18 protein-coding genes are annotated in these 19,038 nt (G+C 32.8%); 5 read left to right on the top strand and 13 right to left on the bottom strand.

Annotated elements, in window-relative coordinates; translation table 11 throughout:
* Positions 1 to 28 precede the first annotated feature (28 nt).
* Positions 29 to 940: an aldo/keto reductase gene (locus PYW35_RS06460; RefSeq protein ID WP_103322427.1), complete on the top strand. Its 912-nt coding sequence runs from the start codon at positions 29 to 31 to the stop codon at positions 938 to 940.
* A 435-nt stretch (positions 941 to 1,375) separates the two neighbouring features.
* Here the strand turns inward: PYW35_RS06460 and PYW35_RS06455 are convergent, their stop codons facing one another.
* Together PYW35_RS06455 and PYW35_RS06450 are read right to left on the bottom strand one after the other, a co-directional pair.
* A complete protein-coding gene (locus PYW35_RS06455; RefSeq protein WP_103322428.1) occupies positions 1,376 to 1,558 on the bottom strand; it encodes a hypothetical protein in 183 nt (60 codons plus the stop codon).
* Positions 1,559 to 1,885: 327 nt separating this feature from the next.
* Complete coding sequence (locus PYW35_RS06450) at positions 1,886 to 2,641, bottom strand: SDR family NAD(P)-dependent oxidoreductase (RefSeq protein WP_103322429.1); 756 nt, start codon at positions 2,639 to 2,641, stop codon at positions 1,886 to 1,888.
* 138 nt (positions 2,642 to 2,779) lie between these two features.
* Between PYW35_RS06450 and proC the strand changes: the two genes are divergently transcribed.
* Entirely contained in the window at positions 2,780 to 3,595 is an 816-nt protein-coding gene (proC, locus tag PYW35_RS06445) for a pyrroline-5-carboxylate reductase (protein WP_016913042.1), read from the top strand.
* A 43-nt stretch (positions 3,596 to 3,638) separates the two neighbouring features.
* On the opposite strand, the gene rnz is transcribed toward proC, so the two are convergent.
* Positions 3,639 to 4,556, bottom strand: coding sequence for a ribonuclease Z (gene rnz, locus PYW35_RS06440; RefSeq protein WP_103322430.1), 918 nt, complete (start codon positions 4,554 to 4,556; stop codon positions 3,639 to 3,641).
* A gap of 195 nt (positions 4,557 to 4,751) precedes the next feature.
* Between rnz and zwf the strand changes: the two genes are divergently transcribed.
* Together zwf and PYW35_RS06430 are read left to right on the top strand one after the other, a co-directional pair.
* Positions 4,752 to 6,236: a glucose-6-phosphate dehydrogenase gene (gene zwf, locus PYW35_RS06435; RefSeq protein WP_103322431.1), complete on the top strand. Its 1,485-nt coding sequence runs from the start codon at positions 4,752 to 4,754 to the stop codon at positions 6,234 to 6,236.
* Between the two features lie 28 nt (positions 6,237 to 6,264).
* Positions 6,265 to 7,125 (top strand): effector binding domain-containing protein, encoded by an 861-nt coding sequence (locus tag PYW35_RS06430; RefSeq protein WP_103322432.1) that lies wholly within the window; start codon positions 6,265 to 6,267, stop codon positions 7,123 to 7,125.
* 344 nt (positions 7,126 to 7,469) lie between these two features.
* On the opposite strand, the gene gndA is transcribed toward PYW35_RS06430, so the two are convergent.
* The gene (gene gndA / locus PYW35_RS06425) at positions 7,470 to 8,873 is read right to left on the bottom strand and encodes an NADP-dependent phosphogluconate dehydrogenase (protein WP_016911726.1); all 1,404 of its coding nucleotides are present in this window, start codon (positions 8,871 to 8,873) and stop codon (positions 7,470 to 7,472) included.
* A 110-nt stretch (positions 8,874 to 8,983) separates the two neighbouring features.
* On the bottom strand, positions 8,984 to 10,099 hold the full coding sequence (locus tag PYW35_RS06420; RefSeq protein WP_103322433.1) for a M20/M25/M40 family metallo-hydrolase: 1,116 nt from the start codon (positions 10,097 to 10,099) through the stop codon (positions 8,984 to 8,986).
* A 95-nt stretch (positions 10,100 to 10,194) separates the two neighbouring features.
* Between PYW35_RS06420 and prli42 the strand changes: the two genes are divergently transcribed.
* Positions 10,195 to 10,296, top strand: a complete 102-nt coding sequence (gene prli42 / locus PYW35_RS06415; RefSeq protein ID WP_016911724.1) for a stressosome-associated protein Prli42 — start codon at positions 10,195 to 10,197, stop codon at positions 10,294 to 10,296.
* A 357-nt stretch (positions 10,297 to 10,653) separates the two neighbouring features.
* On the opposite strand, the gene PYW35_RS06410 is transcribed toward prli42, so the two are convergent.
* The 8 genes from PYW35_RS06410 to PYW35_RS06375 all read right to left on the bottom strand — a co-directional run bounded on the left by PYW35_RS06410 (position 10,654) and on the right by PYW35_RS06375 (position 19,015).
* Complete coding sequence (locus tag PYW35_RS06410) at positions 10,654 to 11,619, bottom strand: aromatic acid exporter family protein (protein WP_016911723.1); 966 nt, start codon at positions 11,617 to 11,619, stop codon at positions 10,654 to 10,656.
* A gap of 17 nt (positions 11,620 to 11,636) precedes the next feature.
* Positions 11,637 to 12,074 carry a BrxA/BrxB family bacilliredoxin gene (locus PYW35_RS06405; protein ID WP_016911722.1) on the bottom strand — a complete coding sequence of 146 codons (438 nt, stop codon included), beginning with the start codon at positions 12,072 to 12,074 and terminating at the stop codon, positions 11,637 to 11,639.
* 74 nt (positions 12,075 to 12,148) lie between these two features.
* On the bottom strand, positions 12,149 to 13,429 hold the full coding sequence (locus PYW35_RS06400) for a dihydrolipoamide acetyltransferase family protein (RefSeq protein WP_103322434.1): 1,281 nt from the start codon (positions 13,427 to 13,429) through the stop codon (positions 12,149 to 12,151).
* 11 nt (positions 13,430 to 13,440) lie between these two features.
* Complete coding sequence (locus PYW35_RS06395) at positions 13,441 to 14,424, bottom strand: alpha-ketoacid dehydrogenase subunit beta (RefSeq protein ID WP_016911721.1); 984 nt, start codon at positions 14,422 to 14,424, stop codon at positions 13,441 to 13,443.
* Positions 14,417 to 15,415, bottom strand: a complete 999-nt coding sequence (locus tag PYW35_RS06390) for a thiamine pyrophosphate-dependent dehydrogenase E1 component subunit alpha (RefSeq protein ID WP_103322435.1) — start codon at positions 15,413 to 15,415, stop codon at positions 14,417 to 14,419. Before PYW35_RS06390 ends, PYW35_RS06395 begins: the two co-directional genes overlap by 8 nt.
* Before the next feature lie 14 nt (positions 15,416 to 15,429).
* The gene (lpdA, locus tag PYW35_RS06385; RefSeq protein WP_103322436.1) at positions 15,430 to 16,842 is read right to left on the bottom strand and encodes a dihydrolipoyl dehydrogenase; all 1,413 of its coding nucleotides are present in this window, start codon (positions 16,840 to 16,842) and stop codon (positions 15,430 to 15,432) included.
* 11 nt (positions 16,843 to 16,853) lie between these two features.
* The gene (buk, locus tag PYW35_RS06380; RefSeq protein WP_016911718.1) at positions 16,854 to 17,915 is read right to left on the bottom strand and encodes a butyrate kinase; all 1,062 of its coding nucleotides are present in this window, start codon (positions 17,913 to 17,915) and stop codon (positions 16,854 to 16,856) included.
* Positions 17,915 to 19,015: a Glu/Leu/Phe/Val dehydrogenase dimerization domain-containing protein gene (locus PYW35_RS06375; protein ID WP_103322437.1), complete on the bottom strand. Its 1,101-nt coding sequence runs from the start codon at positions 19,013 to 19,015 to the stop codon at positions 17,915 to 17,917. The genes buk and PYW35_RS06375 overlap by 1 nt, the downstream gene beginning before the upstream one ends.
* Positions 19,016 to 19,038 lie beyond the last annotated feature (23 nt).

Raw genomic sequence — 19,038 nt, 5'->3', positions numbered from 1 at the left:
TATAAAGTGTAGCGAAAGGAGCTTCAATATGCAAAAAAATACATTAAAAAGTGGTATAGAAATTTCTGAAGTTGGTTTAGGATGTATGAGTTTAGGAACAGATGTGAATCACGCTGAAACAATCATTGATGAAGCAGTTCAACAAGGCATCACATATTTTGATACAGCAGATTTATATGATTACGGTGAAAACGAAAAAATAGTAGGTAAACTTTTAAAGAAATATCAAAATCAAAACGATATTGTTATTGGCTCAAAAGTTGGAAACCATTTTAACAAAGAAACAAAAGAACATTATTGGGACCCTTCAAAAGAACATATTATGCGTAGTGTGAAAGAATCATTACAAAGATTGGACTTAGAACAATTAGATTTATATATGTTACACGGCGGTACAATAGAAGATAACAAAGATGAAACAATTGAAGCTTTCGAAAGATTAAAAGAAGAAGGATTAATTAAGGCATATGGTATTTCATCTATTCGACCAAATGTTATCGATTATTATTTAAAAAATAGTAATATCGAAACAATTATGATGCAGTTTAGTCTTTTAGATAATAGACCAGAAGATTTATTAGAACAAATCGATCAACACGGTGTGAAAGTATTAGCAAGAGGACCAGTATCTAAAGGCTTATTAACAAGCAAATCTACAGAAGTCCTTGAAAAGAAATTCAAAGATGGGTTACTAGATTACAACTATAGCGATTTAACAGATACGATTTCTAAACTCAACAGTGAATATGACAATTTATCAGCCGTTACACTCAACTATTTGAAATCATTCAATGCACTAGGATCAATCATTACAGGCGCAAGTTCACCAAAACAGTTAGTAGATAGTATTCAAAACTATCACGAAACATTGACAGAAGAGCAAATTAAGCATGCAAGATCGATTGTTAAGAATTTAGAATATACAAATCATTTATCATAGCAATAAAAAAATTTGAGAGATAAATCCCAACTCAAAATAAATAACAACTCATTTCACTGATGTATTCAGCTAGAAATGAGTTGTTATTTTTTATGAAATAGCTTGCTATGTTTTAAAATCTTACGATTTTGAAAGTGCATGCTTGCCTTATGAATATGGTTCGAGCCTGTAGTCTCTCTCATACTATTCCTCCAAGTATCAGCACTTTACAAAACCAATATGAGATACATGCTCAACTCACGCTACTGTTTTTTTAGTAAATAGCTTGATATGTTTTAAAATCTTACGATTTTGAAAGTGCATACTTGCCTGATGGATATGGTACGAGCCTGTAGTCTCTCTCTCATACTATTCCCCCGGGCGTCAGCACTTTACAAAATCGTTAAAAAGAAAAAATAGGGCTAACAGATCACTACGTGAAGTTAGCCCTAAAATCTATAAACTAATTATTTGTTCCCAATAGAAAAATAAACCTATAATAATTCCTAATAAAAAACCTACAAATACTATTTTTCTAAAAGGTATACGTTTATCTACTGGATTTATTAAATAATTAGAGAACAATCCTATTCCTATTGTCAATAAAATGATTACGATAATCATAAATAACACTTCCATTTTTAACTCCTTAATGTCTATGTAAATGATAGCTCTAAGAATTACCATTTTTCATATATTTTTTATTTGTTCTTTTAAGTACATGCTGTATGTTGCAAGACTTACCAAACAAGCTACATAGAAGCCCTGTATGTTGCAAGACTCACCAAACAAGCTACATAGAACGTCTGTATGTTGCAAGACTCATCAAACAAGCAACATAGAAGCCCTGTATGTTGCAAGACTAGCCAAACAAGCTACATAGAACATCTGAATGTTGCAAGACTCACCAAACAAGCTACATAGAACCTCCGAATCGTTCCTGTCCCAATTTCATTTTTATAAACTTTATATTTTCTTGCTTAGAAATGCTTTTTTAAATAACTGCTCAAATGTTCGTGGTGCTAATTGATAAATTCTCAAACCGAAGTCCATCCATCGAGGGTTGTTAATTTCTGTTTTCTTTTTAATTATGCCTTCGATAATTTGTTCTCCTAATTGCTCTATATTAATCTGAATATGATTTGTGAGATCTTGAAATGTTCCTGTTGGATCTGCTTTTACGTGAAATTGTGATTCAAATGGTCCAGGATTAACGGTTAATACATGTAAATCTTCTCTTTCTAATCTGTATGAGTTCGTAAAACTGCTAAGTGCTGCTTTAGATGCTGCATAATGACTCGCGTATGGCGTTGTTACTTTCGATGATATTGAAGATATATTGACTACTGAGCCGCCTCTTTTTAAAAATGGTGTTATTTTGTTTAATAACAGTATCAAGTTTACGAGATTGATATTATAGATTTCTTTAATTTCTTCATGAGTGTGATTTTCGTTTGATTTAAAATAGCCTAATCCAGCATTATTAATCACACCATCATATTTATTCTTTTTATTTAATGAGAATTGATTAATTTGTGTGATATCGTTCATGTCTAATATATGAACATCTATTATGTTTTTATATTTAGTTTGTAACATATTTGCTTTTTCTTTATTTCTAACAATAATGGATACATAAGCACCATGTTTATCGAGTGCTCGTATGATACTTTCTCCTAAATCACCTGTTGCCCCTGTAAGTATGTAATGTTTTCCTATCATCAATATCATCCTTTTTTGATTATTGTATTTAATGTATCATACATTTTTTAACTACTAAACTATATACAAGCATTTTTGACATAAGGTTTAATTACTTTATAATTAAAATGAATTCTCAAGGAAGTGAGTGGTTTTATTATGAAAATAGTTTTTTATGGTTCTGGTAATATGGCAAATGCAATTTTTACTGGAATCGTTAACAGTAAATCAATTGAACCGGAAAATATTTATTTAACGAACAAATCAAATTTAGAAGTATTAGAAGGTTATCATGAATCATTAGGTGTAAGTTATAGCTATGATGATGCAGAATTGTTAAAAGATGCTGATTATGTTTTCTTAAGTACTAAACCTTATGACTTTTTAAAATTAGCTGAACGTATTAAACCTTATATCACGAATGACAATAAATTTATATCTATTATGGCTGGTTTACCTATCAGTTATATTAGAGAACATCTACAAGTTGATAACCCAATTGCACGCATTATGCCAAATACTAATGCGCATGTAGGTCATTCGGTTACTGGCATTAGTTTCTCAACGAACTTTGGTCCGAATTCTAAACAAGAAGTATTGACGTTAATTGAAGCATTCGGTACTGCATTAGAAGTAAAAGAAGATCATTTACATCAAGTAACTGCAATTACAGGCAGTGGCCCAGCATTTTTATATCATGTATTCGAACAATACGTTAACGCTGGTACTAAACTTGGTATTGAGCAATCTCAAGTCGAAGAATCTATTAAAGAATTAATTATCGGTACAGGTAAAATGATTGAACGTTCTGATTTAAAAATGGATCAATTACGTAAAAACATCACATCTAAAGGTGGTACTACTCAGGCTGGATTAAACGCTTTAAGCAATCATGATATTGAAGCAGTTTTCTTAGATTGTTTAAATGCAGCAGTTAAAAGAAGTATCGAACTTGCAGAAGCTGAAGAAGATTAATTAAAAAAACGATGAAAGTATGCTCGAGATACTTTCATCGTTTTTATATTTGAAAACAATCATAATCTTTAACAAAGTGAAATTGATGATCAGTTGACGCTTTTAATGATTGCTCTACTTCTTGTATATCTTCTATTTCATAACGATTCGATAAATGTGTAAACAATCCTTGTTTAACATTTACATCTTTCATTAACTTAAAGACATCTTCTATATGACTATGAAAGTGAGCGCTCGCCAAACTATTATCTCCTTCAATATAGGTCGTTTCATGAACAATGACATCTGCATCTTTAGCGAGTATCCATTCATTTTGACAAGGCATCGTATCTCCAAATATTGAGATAACTTTCCCCTTCTTCTTAGGACCTTTAAAATCTTTAGATTGATATGTTTGGTTATTGTAATCAAATGTTTCATTAGCTTTAACTTCTTGATATTTAGGTCCAGGTTCCATACCTAACGCTTTCAATTTCTCGACGTCTAATTTACCTTCAATATCTGGTGCAGTTATTCTGTACCCCACTGATAAAATGCCATGCTTTAATGGTAAAGCTTGGATATGAAACCCATCTACATTTAATTCAGTTTCCGTATTAAATTCATTTACTGTAAGTTGATAATTTAAATTAGATTGTGAAATTTCTAGCGCCGTTTGTATAAATTTTGCAATTCCTTTTGGCCCTATTATCGTTAACGGTTTATCTTTACCACCTTGGAAGGAACGACTTGTTAATAATCCAGGCAATCCAAATATATGATCACCATGTAAGTGCGTAATAAATATATGACTTACCTTGCCCAGCTTAATGCCTGTATGCAATATTCTATGCTGAGTAGCTTCTCCAACATCAAATAACCATATTTGGTTTTCATACGGTAGACAATTAAAGGCAATAGATTGTGTGTTTCTTTCTTTAGTCGGTAGTCCGGCACTTGTGCCTAAAAATGTTAGTTCCATCGTCTTCCTCCTTACGAAATTATTATAACATGTTCTGAACTATGATTTATAAAAATACAGAAAAAATGCTATTATTATACAAATAACTGAATAAATTGAAAATTTAACAGTTTAAATTGAAGAATATCAATGAGTAACATGTTATAATAAATGATATTGTTAATTGTGAAAAAGTTAGAGAATCGAGGTAAATTAATGACAACCGAAACTAGAAATATTCCATGCTTAATTACAATATTTGGGGCTACAGGTGATTTAAGTCATCGTAAATTATTCCCATCTATTTTTCATTTATATCAACAAAATCAATTAGATGAACACATCGCTATCATCGGTGTTGGTCGAAGAGATTGGTCAACTGAAAAATTCAGAAATGAAATTAAAGCTTCAGTAGAAAAGCACGTTCAAGATACAGAAAAGTTAGACGAATTTATGGAACATGTATTTTATCAATCACATGATGTAAGTGATCCTTCTAGTTATGAAGAATTATTAACCTTTTCAAATGAATTAGATTCTAAATATCAGTTGGAAGGTAATAGATTATTCTATCTAGCTATGGCACCTCAATTCTTTGGAACAGTGACTGACTTCTTAAAATCATCTGGTTTAACTGAAACTGATGGATTTAAGCGATTGATTATCGAAAAACCTTTTGGCACAGATTTAGCATCTGCTGAAGAATTAAACAAACAAATTAGACGTTCATTTAAAGAAGAAGAAATATATAGAATTGATCACTATTTAGGTAAAGATATGGTACAAAATATCGAAGTTTTAAGATTTGCGAATGCTATGTTCGAACCATTATGGAACAATAAATATATCTCAAATGTACAGGTGACTTCATCTGAAATTTTAGGTGTTGAAGACCGTGGTGGATATTACGAAAATAGTGGTGCTCTTAAAGATATGTTCCAAAACCATATGTTACAAATGGTTGCGTTATTAGCTATGGAACCACCTATTAGTTTAAATAGTGAAGATGTTAGAAATGAAAAAGTAAAAGTTTTACGTTCTATTAGACCACTTAAAGAATCAGAAGTAAAACAAAATTTTGTTAGAGGCCAATATGACAAAGGTCAAATTGACGGCGAACAAGTTAAAAGTTATAGAGAAGAAGATAAAGTAGCAGATGATTCTAACACCCCTACTTTTGTTGCAGGTAAATTGCTTATCGATAACTTTAGATGGGCTGGCGTACCATTCTTTATAAGAACGGGTAAAAGAATGAAGAAAAAAGGTATTCAAGTAATTGTTGAATTTAAAGAAGTACCTATGAATTTATATTATCAACGTGATTCAGAATTAGAATCTAATTTATTAGTAATCAACATTCAACCTAATGAAGGATTATCATTACACTTAAATGCTAAAAAACAAGTTCAAGGAATAGAAACTGAACCTGTTCAATTATCATATTCAATGAGTGCTCAAGATAAAATGAATACTGTAGATGCTTATGAGAATTTGATTTTTGATTGTCTTAAAGGTGATGCGACAAACTTCACTCATTGGGAAGAATTAAAAGCTACATGGAAATATGTAGATGTAATACAAAATGTGTGGGACAATGATAAAGCACCGTTCCCTAACTATAGAGCTGGCACTAATGGACCAATAAAAAGTCAGCTATTATTGTCTATTGATGGATTTAAATGGTGGGACGATATTAACTAATCTTTCTACCAACAGGAGTGACTGAACATTGGAAGTAATTAAAGTTTTACAAAGAGCGATAGTTTACATAGAAGACCATTTACTTAGTGATATTGATTTACAGACTTTGAGTGAACATGTAGATGAATCACCATTTCATTTGAACCAAACTTTTACTATGGTCATTGGAATGACACCGTTAGAATATCAAATCGCTAGAAAAATGACAGAAGCGGCTTTTGATATTTTAAGTGGGCACTCTAGAATACTGGATATTGCACTTAAGTATGGTTATAAAGACGCTCACGCTTTCGCTCATGATTATAATGCATATCATGGTATTAGCCCTTTACAAACAAAGACACATCAATCTATGTTGAAAATCAAAAAGAGAGTATCCATTAAATTAACATCTACGGAAACTGAACCTTTAAACTATTCATTGCAATATAAAGATGATTTAAAGTTAGTCGGTAAAAATCATCATTATCATTCAAATGAGCTAGATAATCATTTCTTAATACCAGATTTATTAGAAATGTTAATAGAAAATAGATATATAGAAGACTTTATTAAATACAATGATGTTAAACCTCATCAATTATTTGTTGTACGCAGACCACTTATAGATGGACTGGAAGTGTTTGTAGGTGTTCCAAGTGATCGCTACCCTGGTCATTTAGATGATTATTATTTGCCAGGACATCACTTTGCAACATTTAACTTACAAGGTGAACTAGATTTTGTAGTGAGTGAAGCTTGGCATCATATTGAAAATCAGTGGCAACTTAAAATGCCCTATTTGCATGATGACTTTTACGTAGAAGTTTATCCATTAGACGTCAATTTTGAACAAGAAACGTCAAAAGTACAACTATGGATACCTATTGATCACAAAATAACCAATTAAACTAAAAAAAACTGGGATATAAATACCCAATCTTAAAAGAGAAGAGCGCTTCATTAGGTTATCGCCTAGTGAAGCGCTCTTTTTATTGTTTTAAAATTTCACGATTTTGCTTGTGCATGCTTGCCTAGGGGTGGGGTATGGTTCGAGCCTGTAGTCGCGCGCGGCATACTATTCCCCCGGGCGTCAGCACTTCACAAAATCGTGAGGAAAGATTATAAAGATTTTTTTGCTATTTATCATTTGAAGCCTGACTTGATAATTTTACGTGCAAAACGCACGAAGACATAAAAGATAATATAAAAAAGCGTAAATTCTTAAAAACCAAGAATTTACGCTCTTTTATATTATTTAGTCCACTCTGTGTGGAAGATGCCTTCTTTATCTTTGCGTTCATAAGTATGCGCGCCGAAATAATCACGTTGTGCTTGAATTAAGTTTGCTGGTAAATCTTCTGATCTATAACTATCGAAGTAGTTAATAGCTGAAGAGAAACCTGGTGTAGCAATACCAGCTTTTATAGCTGTTGCTGACACTTCTCTTAATGAACCTTGATATTTAGAAACGATATCATTAAAGTATGGGTCCAATAATAAGTTTGTTAATTCTTTATCATTATCATATGCTTCTTTAATTTTTTGTAAGAATTGAGCACGGATAATACAACCTTCTCTCCAAATCATAGCTAATTCGCCTAATTTCAAGTTCCAGTTATTTGTTTCACTTGCTGTTTTCATTTGAGCAAATCCTTGAGCATAACCACAGATTTTACTCATGTATAGAGCTTGTCTGATTTGTTCTAAGAATGCTTCTTTATCGCCATCAAATTCAGTTACTTCTGGATTAAATGCAGTGCTTGCTTTTACTCTTTCCTCTTTGAAAGATGAAATGAAACGAGCAAATACTGATTCAGTGATAATTGTTAATGGAATTCCTAATTCTAATGCATTAATTGAAGTCCATTTACCTGTACCTTTTTGTCCAGCTTTATCCATAATTTTTTCAACTAAAGGCGTTCCATCCTCGTCTAATTTATTAAAGATTTCTCCAGTAATTTCGATTAGATAACTTTCTAATTCACCAGTATTCCATGATTTAAATGTATCAGCAATTTCTTTATGATCCATGTGTAAGACACGTTTCATTAAGTCATAGCTTTCTGCTATTAATTGCATATCTGCGTATTCAATACCGTTATGCACCATTTTCACATAGTGACCTGCGCCATCTGGTCCTACATAAGTAACACATGGTGATCCGTCACTAGCTTTTGCAGAAATACTTTCTAAAATTGGTGCTACCAATTCATAAGCTTCTTTTTGTCCACCAGGCATGATAGACGGTCCAGTTAATGCACCTTCTTCTCCACCTGAAACACCAGTACCAATGAAGTTTATTCCACTTTCATCTAAGTATTGATTTCTACGAATAGTATCTAAATAGTTAGTGTTACCACCGTCGATAAGGATGTCACCTTTATCTAATAATGGTAATAAGCTATCGATTGTTTTATCTGTTGCTTCACCAGCTTTTACCATAAGTAAAATTTTTCTTGGTTTTTCTAATGAATCTACAAACTCTTCAATAGAATAGTTCGGATGTATATTTTTACCTTGTGATTCTTCAACCATTAGGTCGACTTTCTCTTTTGAACGGTTATATACTGAAACTGAGTAACCACGTGATTCAATATTCCAAGCTAAGTTTTTACCCATTACAGCTAAACCAACTACACCTATTTGTTGTGTCATGAAATTAACCTCACTTTTTATCGTTTTCTAGTTCATTTTAACATAGATTGAATGTGTTTCGCGTCTAATAGACCCTTAAAATCAAATGAATACGTTTACATTTGTGTTTTTTACGCAAGTTCTGAAATTGCAATAATTTGTTCTGTAATTTTTTGTAATTCTTTGACTGGCATACGTTCGTTTTTAGTATGAATATATTCATATCCGACACCTAATATAACCGTTGGAATACCAAATCCACTTATCACATTTCCGTCTGAACCGCCGCCTAATTTTACAAGTTCAGATTGACGACCAATTTTTTCAGTTGCTTTAACTGCTAATTGTACGACCTCATCTTGTTCAGATAAATTAAAGCTTGGATACATAACTTGTACATTTACTTCTGCTGTACAACCAAATTCTTCTGCTGTTTTTTCGAAAGCCTCTTTCATATGTGAAACTTGTTGATGCATTTTTTCATCATCTAAAGATCTCGCTTCAGCCAAAATGTAAACATGATCACTCACTATATTAGTAGCTGTTCCGCCTTCGAATCTACCGATATTAGCAGTCGTTTCTTCATCAATTCTACCTAAACTCATATGACTAATCGCTTTAGCTGCGATATTGATTGCAGATACACCTTTTTCAGGTTCTAAACCTGCATGTGCTGTTTTGCCTTTAATAACTGTTTCGATTTTAGCTTGAGTAGGCGCTGCTACTACTGTTGTACCTACTTTGCCTGGTGCATCAATTGCAAATCCATATTTAGCATTAATGTCTTCTGGATTTAACGCTTTCGCCCCTACTAAGCCTGATTCTTCTCCTACAGTAATAATAAATTCAATATCACCATGTTGAATGTCATTATCTTTCATAACTTTAATGGCTTCCAATATAGCAGCTAATCCCGCTTTATCGTCAGAACCTAAAATCGTTTCTCCTTTTGAATATATATATCCATCTTCACGAAGTTCAGGTTCAATATTATTCCCCGGAGAAACTGTGTCCATATGACTTGTAAAATATATAGGCGTTTTATTACTATCTTGACCTTTTAATTTACAGATGAGGTTTCCCGCTCCATATCCAGTTTTAGGTTGTGAATCATCTTCTTTAACTTCTAAGCCTAGATCAGTAAATTTTTGTTTAAGTAAATCTGCAATATTTCTTTCATTTTTAGATTCTGAATCAACTTTTACTAATTCGATAAAAGTATTAAGTAATCTTTGTTCATTAATCATGATAGTCCCTCATTTCATTTATTTAAATATCTCATAATCTAGTGTATAATACTTGGTATATATATACAAAACTATTGTTCAAAGAGAGGGTTTCCATGCAAAACAAGAAAGTTCGTAAAATAATCATAATAGTCATGTTAGTAGCGATCGTTGCTGCAATGGTTCTATCTGGTGTTTTACCGTTCCTATTAACATAATAAAAACTCAAGCCCGTTTTAAGAGCTTGAGTCAAGAGTTCAGGATATAAATGTCCTAGACATTAAAAGACAGTAGAAATTCATTATAAAATTGAATTTCTACTGTTTTCTTATTTAAAGTCCTTTGTTCTGTTAAGTACATGCTCTATGTTGCAAGACTTACCAAACAAGCAACATAGAACAGCTATATGTTGCAAGACTGACTAAACAAGCAACATAGAATGGCTGTATGTTGCAAGACTGACCAAACAAGCAACATTCAGATTCCGACCCGCTACTGACTCCACCCCCAACCTCATCCAATTATAAAAAACACCTCTAAAGTTGATTCAAAATTCAACTTTAGAGGTGTTGTTGTTATTTTTTCAAACTACCAAATTGGGATTTAATTTGCAAGTATTCTTCTACTTCATTTAATAATTGGAAAAGTGCTGCGATACTTTCAAGTTCACCTTGTGTCTTTGGTAACTCAATAGATTGTAATTTAATTTTTATTTCATATAAGCTATGCAATCTCATTAATGAATAATCATTACTTTGCACATTTTGAGATACATCTAGTAGCAATTGGCTACATAAATGATGCGCATGTTGACTATGTTGCATTGATTCAATCAAATTTTTCATACGTTTTAATAACGTTAATTGTTCTTGTCTCATATCAAAATAATGATAGTAAGAATTTTCATTTCTCACAAAATGATTTTTAACTTCTCTAAACGCTAATGATTTTGCTTTTTTAATATTTTGAGATACTTGATCGAATGATGGTGTATTTAATTTTTTATTAGGATTATTTAAACCTTCACTAAATACAAAAGTAATTAAAATAAAATCATCTTCAATTTTCCTCTTATATTGATTGAGTTTATGATCCAAACTCGGCATAAACATATTCATAATCAAAGCAATACCGATACCTATAATAAGTAATAATATTTCATTGATAATTAAGTTGAAATCGATTACTTTCGCCATGTATAAATGAAGTATAATAACACAGCTCGTTACGATTCCTTCTTGAACGCCAATCATTACAGTCACTGGAATAAATAGTAAAACCATAACACCTAATACAATAGGCGTACTGCCTAAATATGTGAAAAATACAGATCCAATCATGATCGCTATGAAACAGGCAATAAATCTATATATAGCAGCTTCAAAAGATTTAACTCTAGTATCTTTAATACATAGTACAACAAGTATTGCACTTGAAGCATAATTATCTAAACCTATTAAACGAGAAAGGATGACAGCTAATGTCATCCCTAAGGCAGTTTTTAACGTTCTATAACCAATTCTATACGGTTTTATTTGCATAGTAATTTAACCAACCTTTATACTTCTGCGCAATGTTCTTCAAATAATGCTTGAATGTTTGTAATAACACTCATTGGATCGTGACCTTCAATTTCATGTCTTTCAATCATTTTTACAATTTTTCCATCTTTAAGGAATGCAAATGATGGACTTGAAGGTGGATAACCTTCAAAGTAATCTCTTGCTGTTTCAGTAGCTTCTTTATCTTGACCTGCAAACACAGTTACTAATTGATCAGGTAATTTATCGTAATGTAATGCATGTTGAGCAGCTGGTCTAGCTATGCCGCCCGCACAACCACATACTGAATTAACCATCACGAAAGTCGTGCCAGGTTTATTAAATGTTTCTTCAACTTCTTCTTTTGTCGTTAACTGTTTGTAACCTGCTGCTTCAATCTCGTTTCTAGCAGAACTGACTACATCATTCATATATAAATTGAAATCCATTTCCATAAAAAAAGCCTCCTGTAATAATAGATAAGTCTATTTTACAGGAGATTTAAAGTTAAAACAATGAGAAGCTTTTATTAATATATAGAAGTATTCTCTATAGTCATACTTTGCAATCTTTCTTTTACAAATTTTAAGAATTCACCGGCCATTAAGCCATCTAAAATTCGATGATCAATAGAAAGTGACAAGTTCACCATATCACGAACACCAATCATATCATTTACAACGACCGGTCTTTTCACGATAGATTCTACTTGTAAGATAGCTGCCTGTGGGTAATTAATGATGCCCATTGAAGAAACAGAGCCAAATGACCCAGTATTATTAACTGTGAAAGTACCACCTTGCATATCTTGAGAAGTAAGTTGATGTTTTCTACCTCTAGTCGCTAAATCATTAATTTCTTTCGCGATACCTTTAATAGACTTATCATCGGCATTTTTAATAACGGGTACATATAATTTATCTTCACTCGCTACTGCAATTGAAACGTTGATATCTTTGTGGATTTTAATTTCATCATTTGCCCAAGTACTGTTCAGCATAGGATACTTTTTCAATCCTTCTGCTACTGCTTTTACGAAAAATGCGAAAAATGTTAAGTTATATCCTTCAGTTTGTTTGAAAGATCCTTTATGATGTTGTCTTGTTTTGACAAGATCTGTAGCGTCAACTTCAACCATCATCCATGCATGAGGAATTTCATTAACACTTTGTACCATTTTATTCGCTATCGCTCTTCTTACGCCATTCACTGGAATAGATTCGCCAGGTGTAGAAGCACTTTCGTTTGTATCATGTTGCTGTTTATGATCTGTTACTTCGGTCGTTGTTACATCATCTTGTTGTGATGGGGCCGCTACATCAGATACACCATTTTCAATAGCGTTTAGTATATCTTTCTTCGTAACCCTACCTAAGTTGCCAGTTCCTTTTACATTTTCTAAATTAATCCCATTTTCACTTGCTAATTTAAATACAACTGGTGAATATTGGCCATTATTTAATTTAGCGTTTTCGTTCATATTATTCGCTGGTTTGCTTGATTGATCGTCATCACTTTGGTTAGTGCGTTCTTGTTGATTGCTTTGATCTTCAGTTGAATTATCATCAGAAGCTTCACCATCAACTTCCATGCGACAAATAACTGTTCCAACATCAACAGTTTCTCCAGCTTCAACGACGATTTCTTTAATCGTACCATTATAAGTTGAAGGTACTTCAGCAGTGACTTTATCTGTAATCACTTCACATAACGCATCATATTCTTCAATAGTGTCGCCTGGTTTAACTAACCATTGCTCTATTGTGCCCTCATGTACACTTTCTCCAAGTTTCGGCATCTTTACGTCCATATTTTTACCTCCTAAAATTCAGCTAACGTTCTCATTTTATGTTCTATCTTCTCTGGATTCATCATAAAGAAATCTTCCATAAGTGGTGAAAACGGCATAGCTGGTACGTCTGGACCTGCAAGTCTTGCTATTGGCGCATCTAAGTCAAACAAGCAGTTCTCTGCTATAATCGCTGAAACTTCACTCATAACACTGCCTTCTAAGTTGTCTTCAGTTACTACCAATACTTTACCTGTCTTTTTCGCACAATTAATAATTGTTTCTTTATCTAATGGATATAATGAACGTAAATCTACAATTTCAGCATCTATACCTTCAGTTGATAATATTTCAGCTGCTTGAAGTGCATAGTTCACACATAAGCCATACGTAAATACAGTAATATCAGAACCTGCTCGTTTTACATCTGCTTTATCTAATGGCACAGTATAGTATTCTTCAGGCACTTCTTCTTTTAATAAGCGATATGCTTTTTTATGTTCAAAATATAATACAGGGTCGTTCTCTTCTATTGATGCTAATAACAAGCCTTTTGCATCATATGGACTAGAAGGAATAACAACTCTTAATCCTGGAGTAGAACAGAATATACTCTCAATACTTTGCGAATGGTAAAGTGCACCATGAATACCACCACCAAATGGGCTTCTTATTGTAAGTGGACAATCCCAATCATTGTTTGAGCGATATCTAATTTTAGCAGCTTCATTAATAATTTGATTTGTTGCAGGCACAATATATTCAGCAAATTGAATCTCAGCTACAGGTCTTTTACCCATCATTGCAGCACCAATTGCAGCACCTACAATATTAGATTCTGCTAATGGAGAGTCTAATACTCGTCCTTCGCCATATTTATTGTATAAGTTTTTAGTAGCACCAAATACGCCACCTTTAAGGCCGACATCTTCTCCGATTACAAAAACATTATTATCTTTTTCCATTGCTTGGTCCATTGCTTGATTAATTGCATCAAGATAAGATAACTTAGGCATCTTTTTCGCCTCCTTGATCATATACATGTGTTAAAGCTTCTTCAGGTAGTGGATAAGGTGCTTTTTCAGCATTTTTAGTAGCTGTATTAATTTCTTGTTTGATTTCATCTTCTATTTGGTTAAACCAATCATCATTAGCTACTTCATTTTCTACTAAATATTCTTTAAATCTAATCATGCAGTCATTTTCTTTTTCAAGTTTCATTTCATCCGATGGTCGATAATTATCATCATCATCTGATGAATGTGGTGTTAACCTACTACATAAAGCTTCTATCAGCGTAGGACCTTCACCATTTACTGCACGTTCTCTTGCACGTTTTACAGCTTCATAAACAGCTATTGGATCATTGCCGTCGACTTGTTCACCAAAAGCGCCGTATCCAGCTGCTCTTGAAGATAAATCATCAGTCGCATATTGCAAATGACTTGGTACTGAAATAGCATATTTATTATTTTCGATGATACAAATATAAGGTAATTTATGTACCCCGGCAAAATTCATAGCTTCATGAAAATCCCCTTGGCTCGTACTACCTTCACCAAGTGTTGCAAGCGCAACGGCTTTTTTTCCGTCCATCTTAAGTGATAAGCTTGCGCCAACTGCATGAAGCACTTGAGTTGTCACACAAGATCCTTGTGTAAGAATCGCTAAATCTTTCTTACTAAAATGAGAAGGCATTTGTTTACCACCACTTGATGTGTCACCTTGTTTTGCAAAAGCAGCTAACATCGATTCTTCAGCTGTAATGCCACGTGCAGTGACTAAAGCTAAATCTCTATAATAAGGTGCTAATATGTCTTCGTCTTTCAAAGCAAAATACGTACCGATTTGCGTTGCTTCTTGACCTTGACAACTAATGACGAAAGGTAATTTACCTGCACGATTAAGTAGCCACATTCTTTCATCAATTCTTCTTCCTAATAACATCCATTTATAAAATTCTTTTAAGTCTTCATGCGTTAATCCGACAGTCTTATAATCTAACATCTAATCTCTCCTCTTTAGACGTGAATAGCACGATTCTCAGATTTTAACCCTAGTTCCATAAGCACTTCTCCTATAGATGGATGTGCATGTACAGTAGTTGCTAATTCTTCAGTTGAGCCATTCATAAATGTAAATAGAGCTGCTTCATTAATTAATTCTGTTACTTTAGCACCAATCATATGAATACCGAGCACATTTTCATTTTCAATATCTTTTATTAAAATACATTCACCTAATCCGTTGTTCTCGATTACAGATTTACCGATAGCTTTAAATGGAACTTTAAACTTTTTAAAAGATAAACCTTCATTTTTAGCATCTTGTTCAGTCATGCCAATCGAAGCAACTTCTGGATTCGTATATATACATCTTGGAATCGTTAAATAATCTAACAAAATAGGATTTTGATCAAACATATGTTCAACCGCAATTGTTCCTTCTTTTGTCGCAACGTGAGCCAATTGATAGTTTCCTATTACATCTCCAACTGCATAAATGTGTTTATCCTCTGTTTGATAAACATCGTTCGTTATAATATAACCTTTATCATCTGTTTTTATTTTTGTGTTGTTTAAACCAAGGTCTTCAGTATTTGGCGTTCTACCAACAGCCACAAGTACTTTATCGAAACTTATGTTGTCTTCTTGAAGTTTAACGTCAACATGACTATCTTGGACAAGCACATCATCTTCAGATAAAGGCAATTTTTCATAAATTTTAATGCCATTTTCTTCAAACGTACGTTTAATCGTCTTACTTATTTCTTGCTGTTCATTTGGAATAATAGAAGGTCCGGCCTCCACGACAGTAACTTCTACACCTAAATCATTCAATAATGAAGCAAATTCAAGACCTATTACACCACCACCTATAATTAAAATATTATGAGGTAAAGTTTCTAAATGCATCATATCGTCGCTTGAAATAACTGTATGATGATTAAATTCTAAAAATGGTAATTCAATAGGTCGAGATCCAGTTGCGATTAATACATTATTATTAACAAGAAGTTCTGATTCTCCGTTTTCAAATTCAACGGAAACTGTTCCAGCTTGAGGTGAAAATAATGAAGGACCGAGAATTCTTCCATTTCCTTCATAAACATCTATTTTGTACTTCTTCATCAAACTTTGAACGCCACTGTACATCGTTGAAACTGTTTCATCTTTCTTAGCAACGATATCCATTATTTCAAATTCAGCTGAAGCAGTTTTTATCCCATATTCAGTTGAATGATTAATATATCTTAAAATTTCAGCTGTTTTTAAATATGATTTTGTCGGAATGCAGCCTTTATGCAAACATGTCCCACCAATTTTATATTTCTCTACAATTGCTACTTTTTTTCCGAGTTGAGAAGCACGAATTGCAGATACATAGCCTGCAGTTCCTCCACCAAGAATTACTAAATCATATTCTTTAGACATAGTATTACTCCTTATTCATATGACTTGGTACTAATTTTACCGTGTAAAAGGTCCATAACGCCAACATTTAAGGCGTGCATTTCTTTTTCTCCTTCATATATAGTAACATTTTGTAGCCAAGATACATATCGTTTTACTTTATTTATTAAATATTTTGAATAACTTAAACCACCCGTAAGAATGATTTGATCCACTTGACCTTCAAGAACAACAGCACAAGAACCAATTGATTTAGAGATCTGATAACACATAGCATCTAGTACTAATTTTGCTGTTTCATCTCCATTAGCCATCATTTCTTCTACTTTAATAAAATCATTCGTTCCAAAATATGATAACAATCCAGAATGTTTACTCAATTCATTATTCGCTTCTATTACAGTGAAATCATGATCGATCACCCATTTTATTAACGCATCATTTGGTATTGAACCTGCTCTTTCAGGACTAAAAGGCCCTTCACCTAACAATCCATCATTAACATCAATGACTCGTCCTTTTCTATGTGCACCGACACTAATGCCACCGCCAAGATGCGCAACAATCACATTGATATCTTCATACTTTTTACCGATTTCAGAAGCATATTGTTTAGCAACTGATTTATGATTTAACGCATGAAAAATACTCCGTCTTTCAATGCCTTTAATGCCTGTTATCCTAGCATCAGGTATTAACTCATCTACTACTACAGGATCTACAATATAAGAATGAATACTTAATTCTTGTGAAAGTTCATAGCCTATTACACCGCTTAAATTAGAAGCATGAAATCCATACTTAAATGTTTTTAAATCATGATACATCATATCATTGATTAAATAAGTGCCACCTTCAACAGGTTTTAAAACACCACCTCTACAAGCAATAGCATCTATTGCTTGTAGAGAAATTTGGTGTTGTTCTAATGATTTCTTGATACTTTCAAGTCGAATTGGGACTTGATCAATTAAGGGAAGATTTGTTTGTTCTATATTATGTCTAATAACATCTTCAAATAACATATCATAATTAGTAAATACAGAAACTTTTGACGATGTGCTTCCTAAATTAAGTACAAGAATTTTTTTCATTATCTTTTACCTCTAGAAATGATTGATCTTTCAGTTTTTAAGAAATTACTTCTTACTTTCATTAATTGATCAATACGTTCCTCAGCTAAAATTTCTGCTGCACGTGCTGTTGTAATTTGATCTCTATGGCTAATTTCAAATACTTTATCCATTTGATCGTAAATTTTTTCGATATTTGAAATGGCACGAGATTCATTGTAACCATCTAATTCGTCAGCAACGTTAATCACGCCACCAGAGTTCGCCACGAAATCAGGTGCGTAAATGATACCTTTATTTTCTAATTGGGTACCGTGTTTATCAATATCTTGTAATTGATTATTTGCACTACCACAAACTACTTTAACTTTTAAGCGTTTAATTGTATCGTCATTCAATACGCCACCTAATGCACATGGTGCAAAAATATCTGCATCTACATCATAAATATCATTTATGCCAACACTAGAAGCGTTAAAATCATTTACAACTCTATCTATAGCGTCTTGATTGATATCCGTTACAACTAATTTTGCACCAGCTTCATGTAAATAACGACATAAGTCATAGGCAACGTGCCCTACACCTTGAACTGCTACTGTTTTTCCTGCTAAATCATCAGTACCAAATGCTTCTTTAGCAGCACGTTTCATTGAAACAAAGACACCTAAAGATGTTTTTGGACTAGGATTACCACTTGAGTGATGGCTTTCAGATAGGCCGACAACATAATCTGTCTCTTCGAAAATGATATCCATATCATCTTCAGTTGTGCCTACATCTTCAGCTGTTATGTATCTGCCGTTTAAACTTTCTACATATCTACCTAATGCTCTAAATAAAGCTTCAGATTTATCTTTTTTAGGATCACCAATAATAACTGTTTTACCCCCACCAAGATTCAATCCAGCAGCAGCGTTTTTATATGTCATACCTCTTGAAAGACGTAATGCATCATTAATTGCTTCTTCTTCACTTTCATATGGCCACATTCTACAACCACCAAGTGCTGGTCCTAACGTTGTATCATGAATTGCAATAATCGCTTTTAATCCTGAACTTTTATCATGACAAAATACAATTTGTTCATAGTCATATTTTTCAATTGTTTCAAATAACATAACAATCCCCTTTTCATCTTTTA

It is taken from the genome of Mammaliicoccus vitulinus (genome assembly GCF_029024305.1).
GTDB lineage: Bacteria > Bacillota > Bacilli > Staphylococcales > Staphylococcaceae > Mammaliicoccus > Mammaliicoccus vitulinus.
Note: the sequence above shows the minus strand (reverse complement) of the source record. Positions and strands in the feature narration are given on the sequence as shown.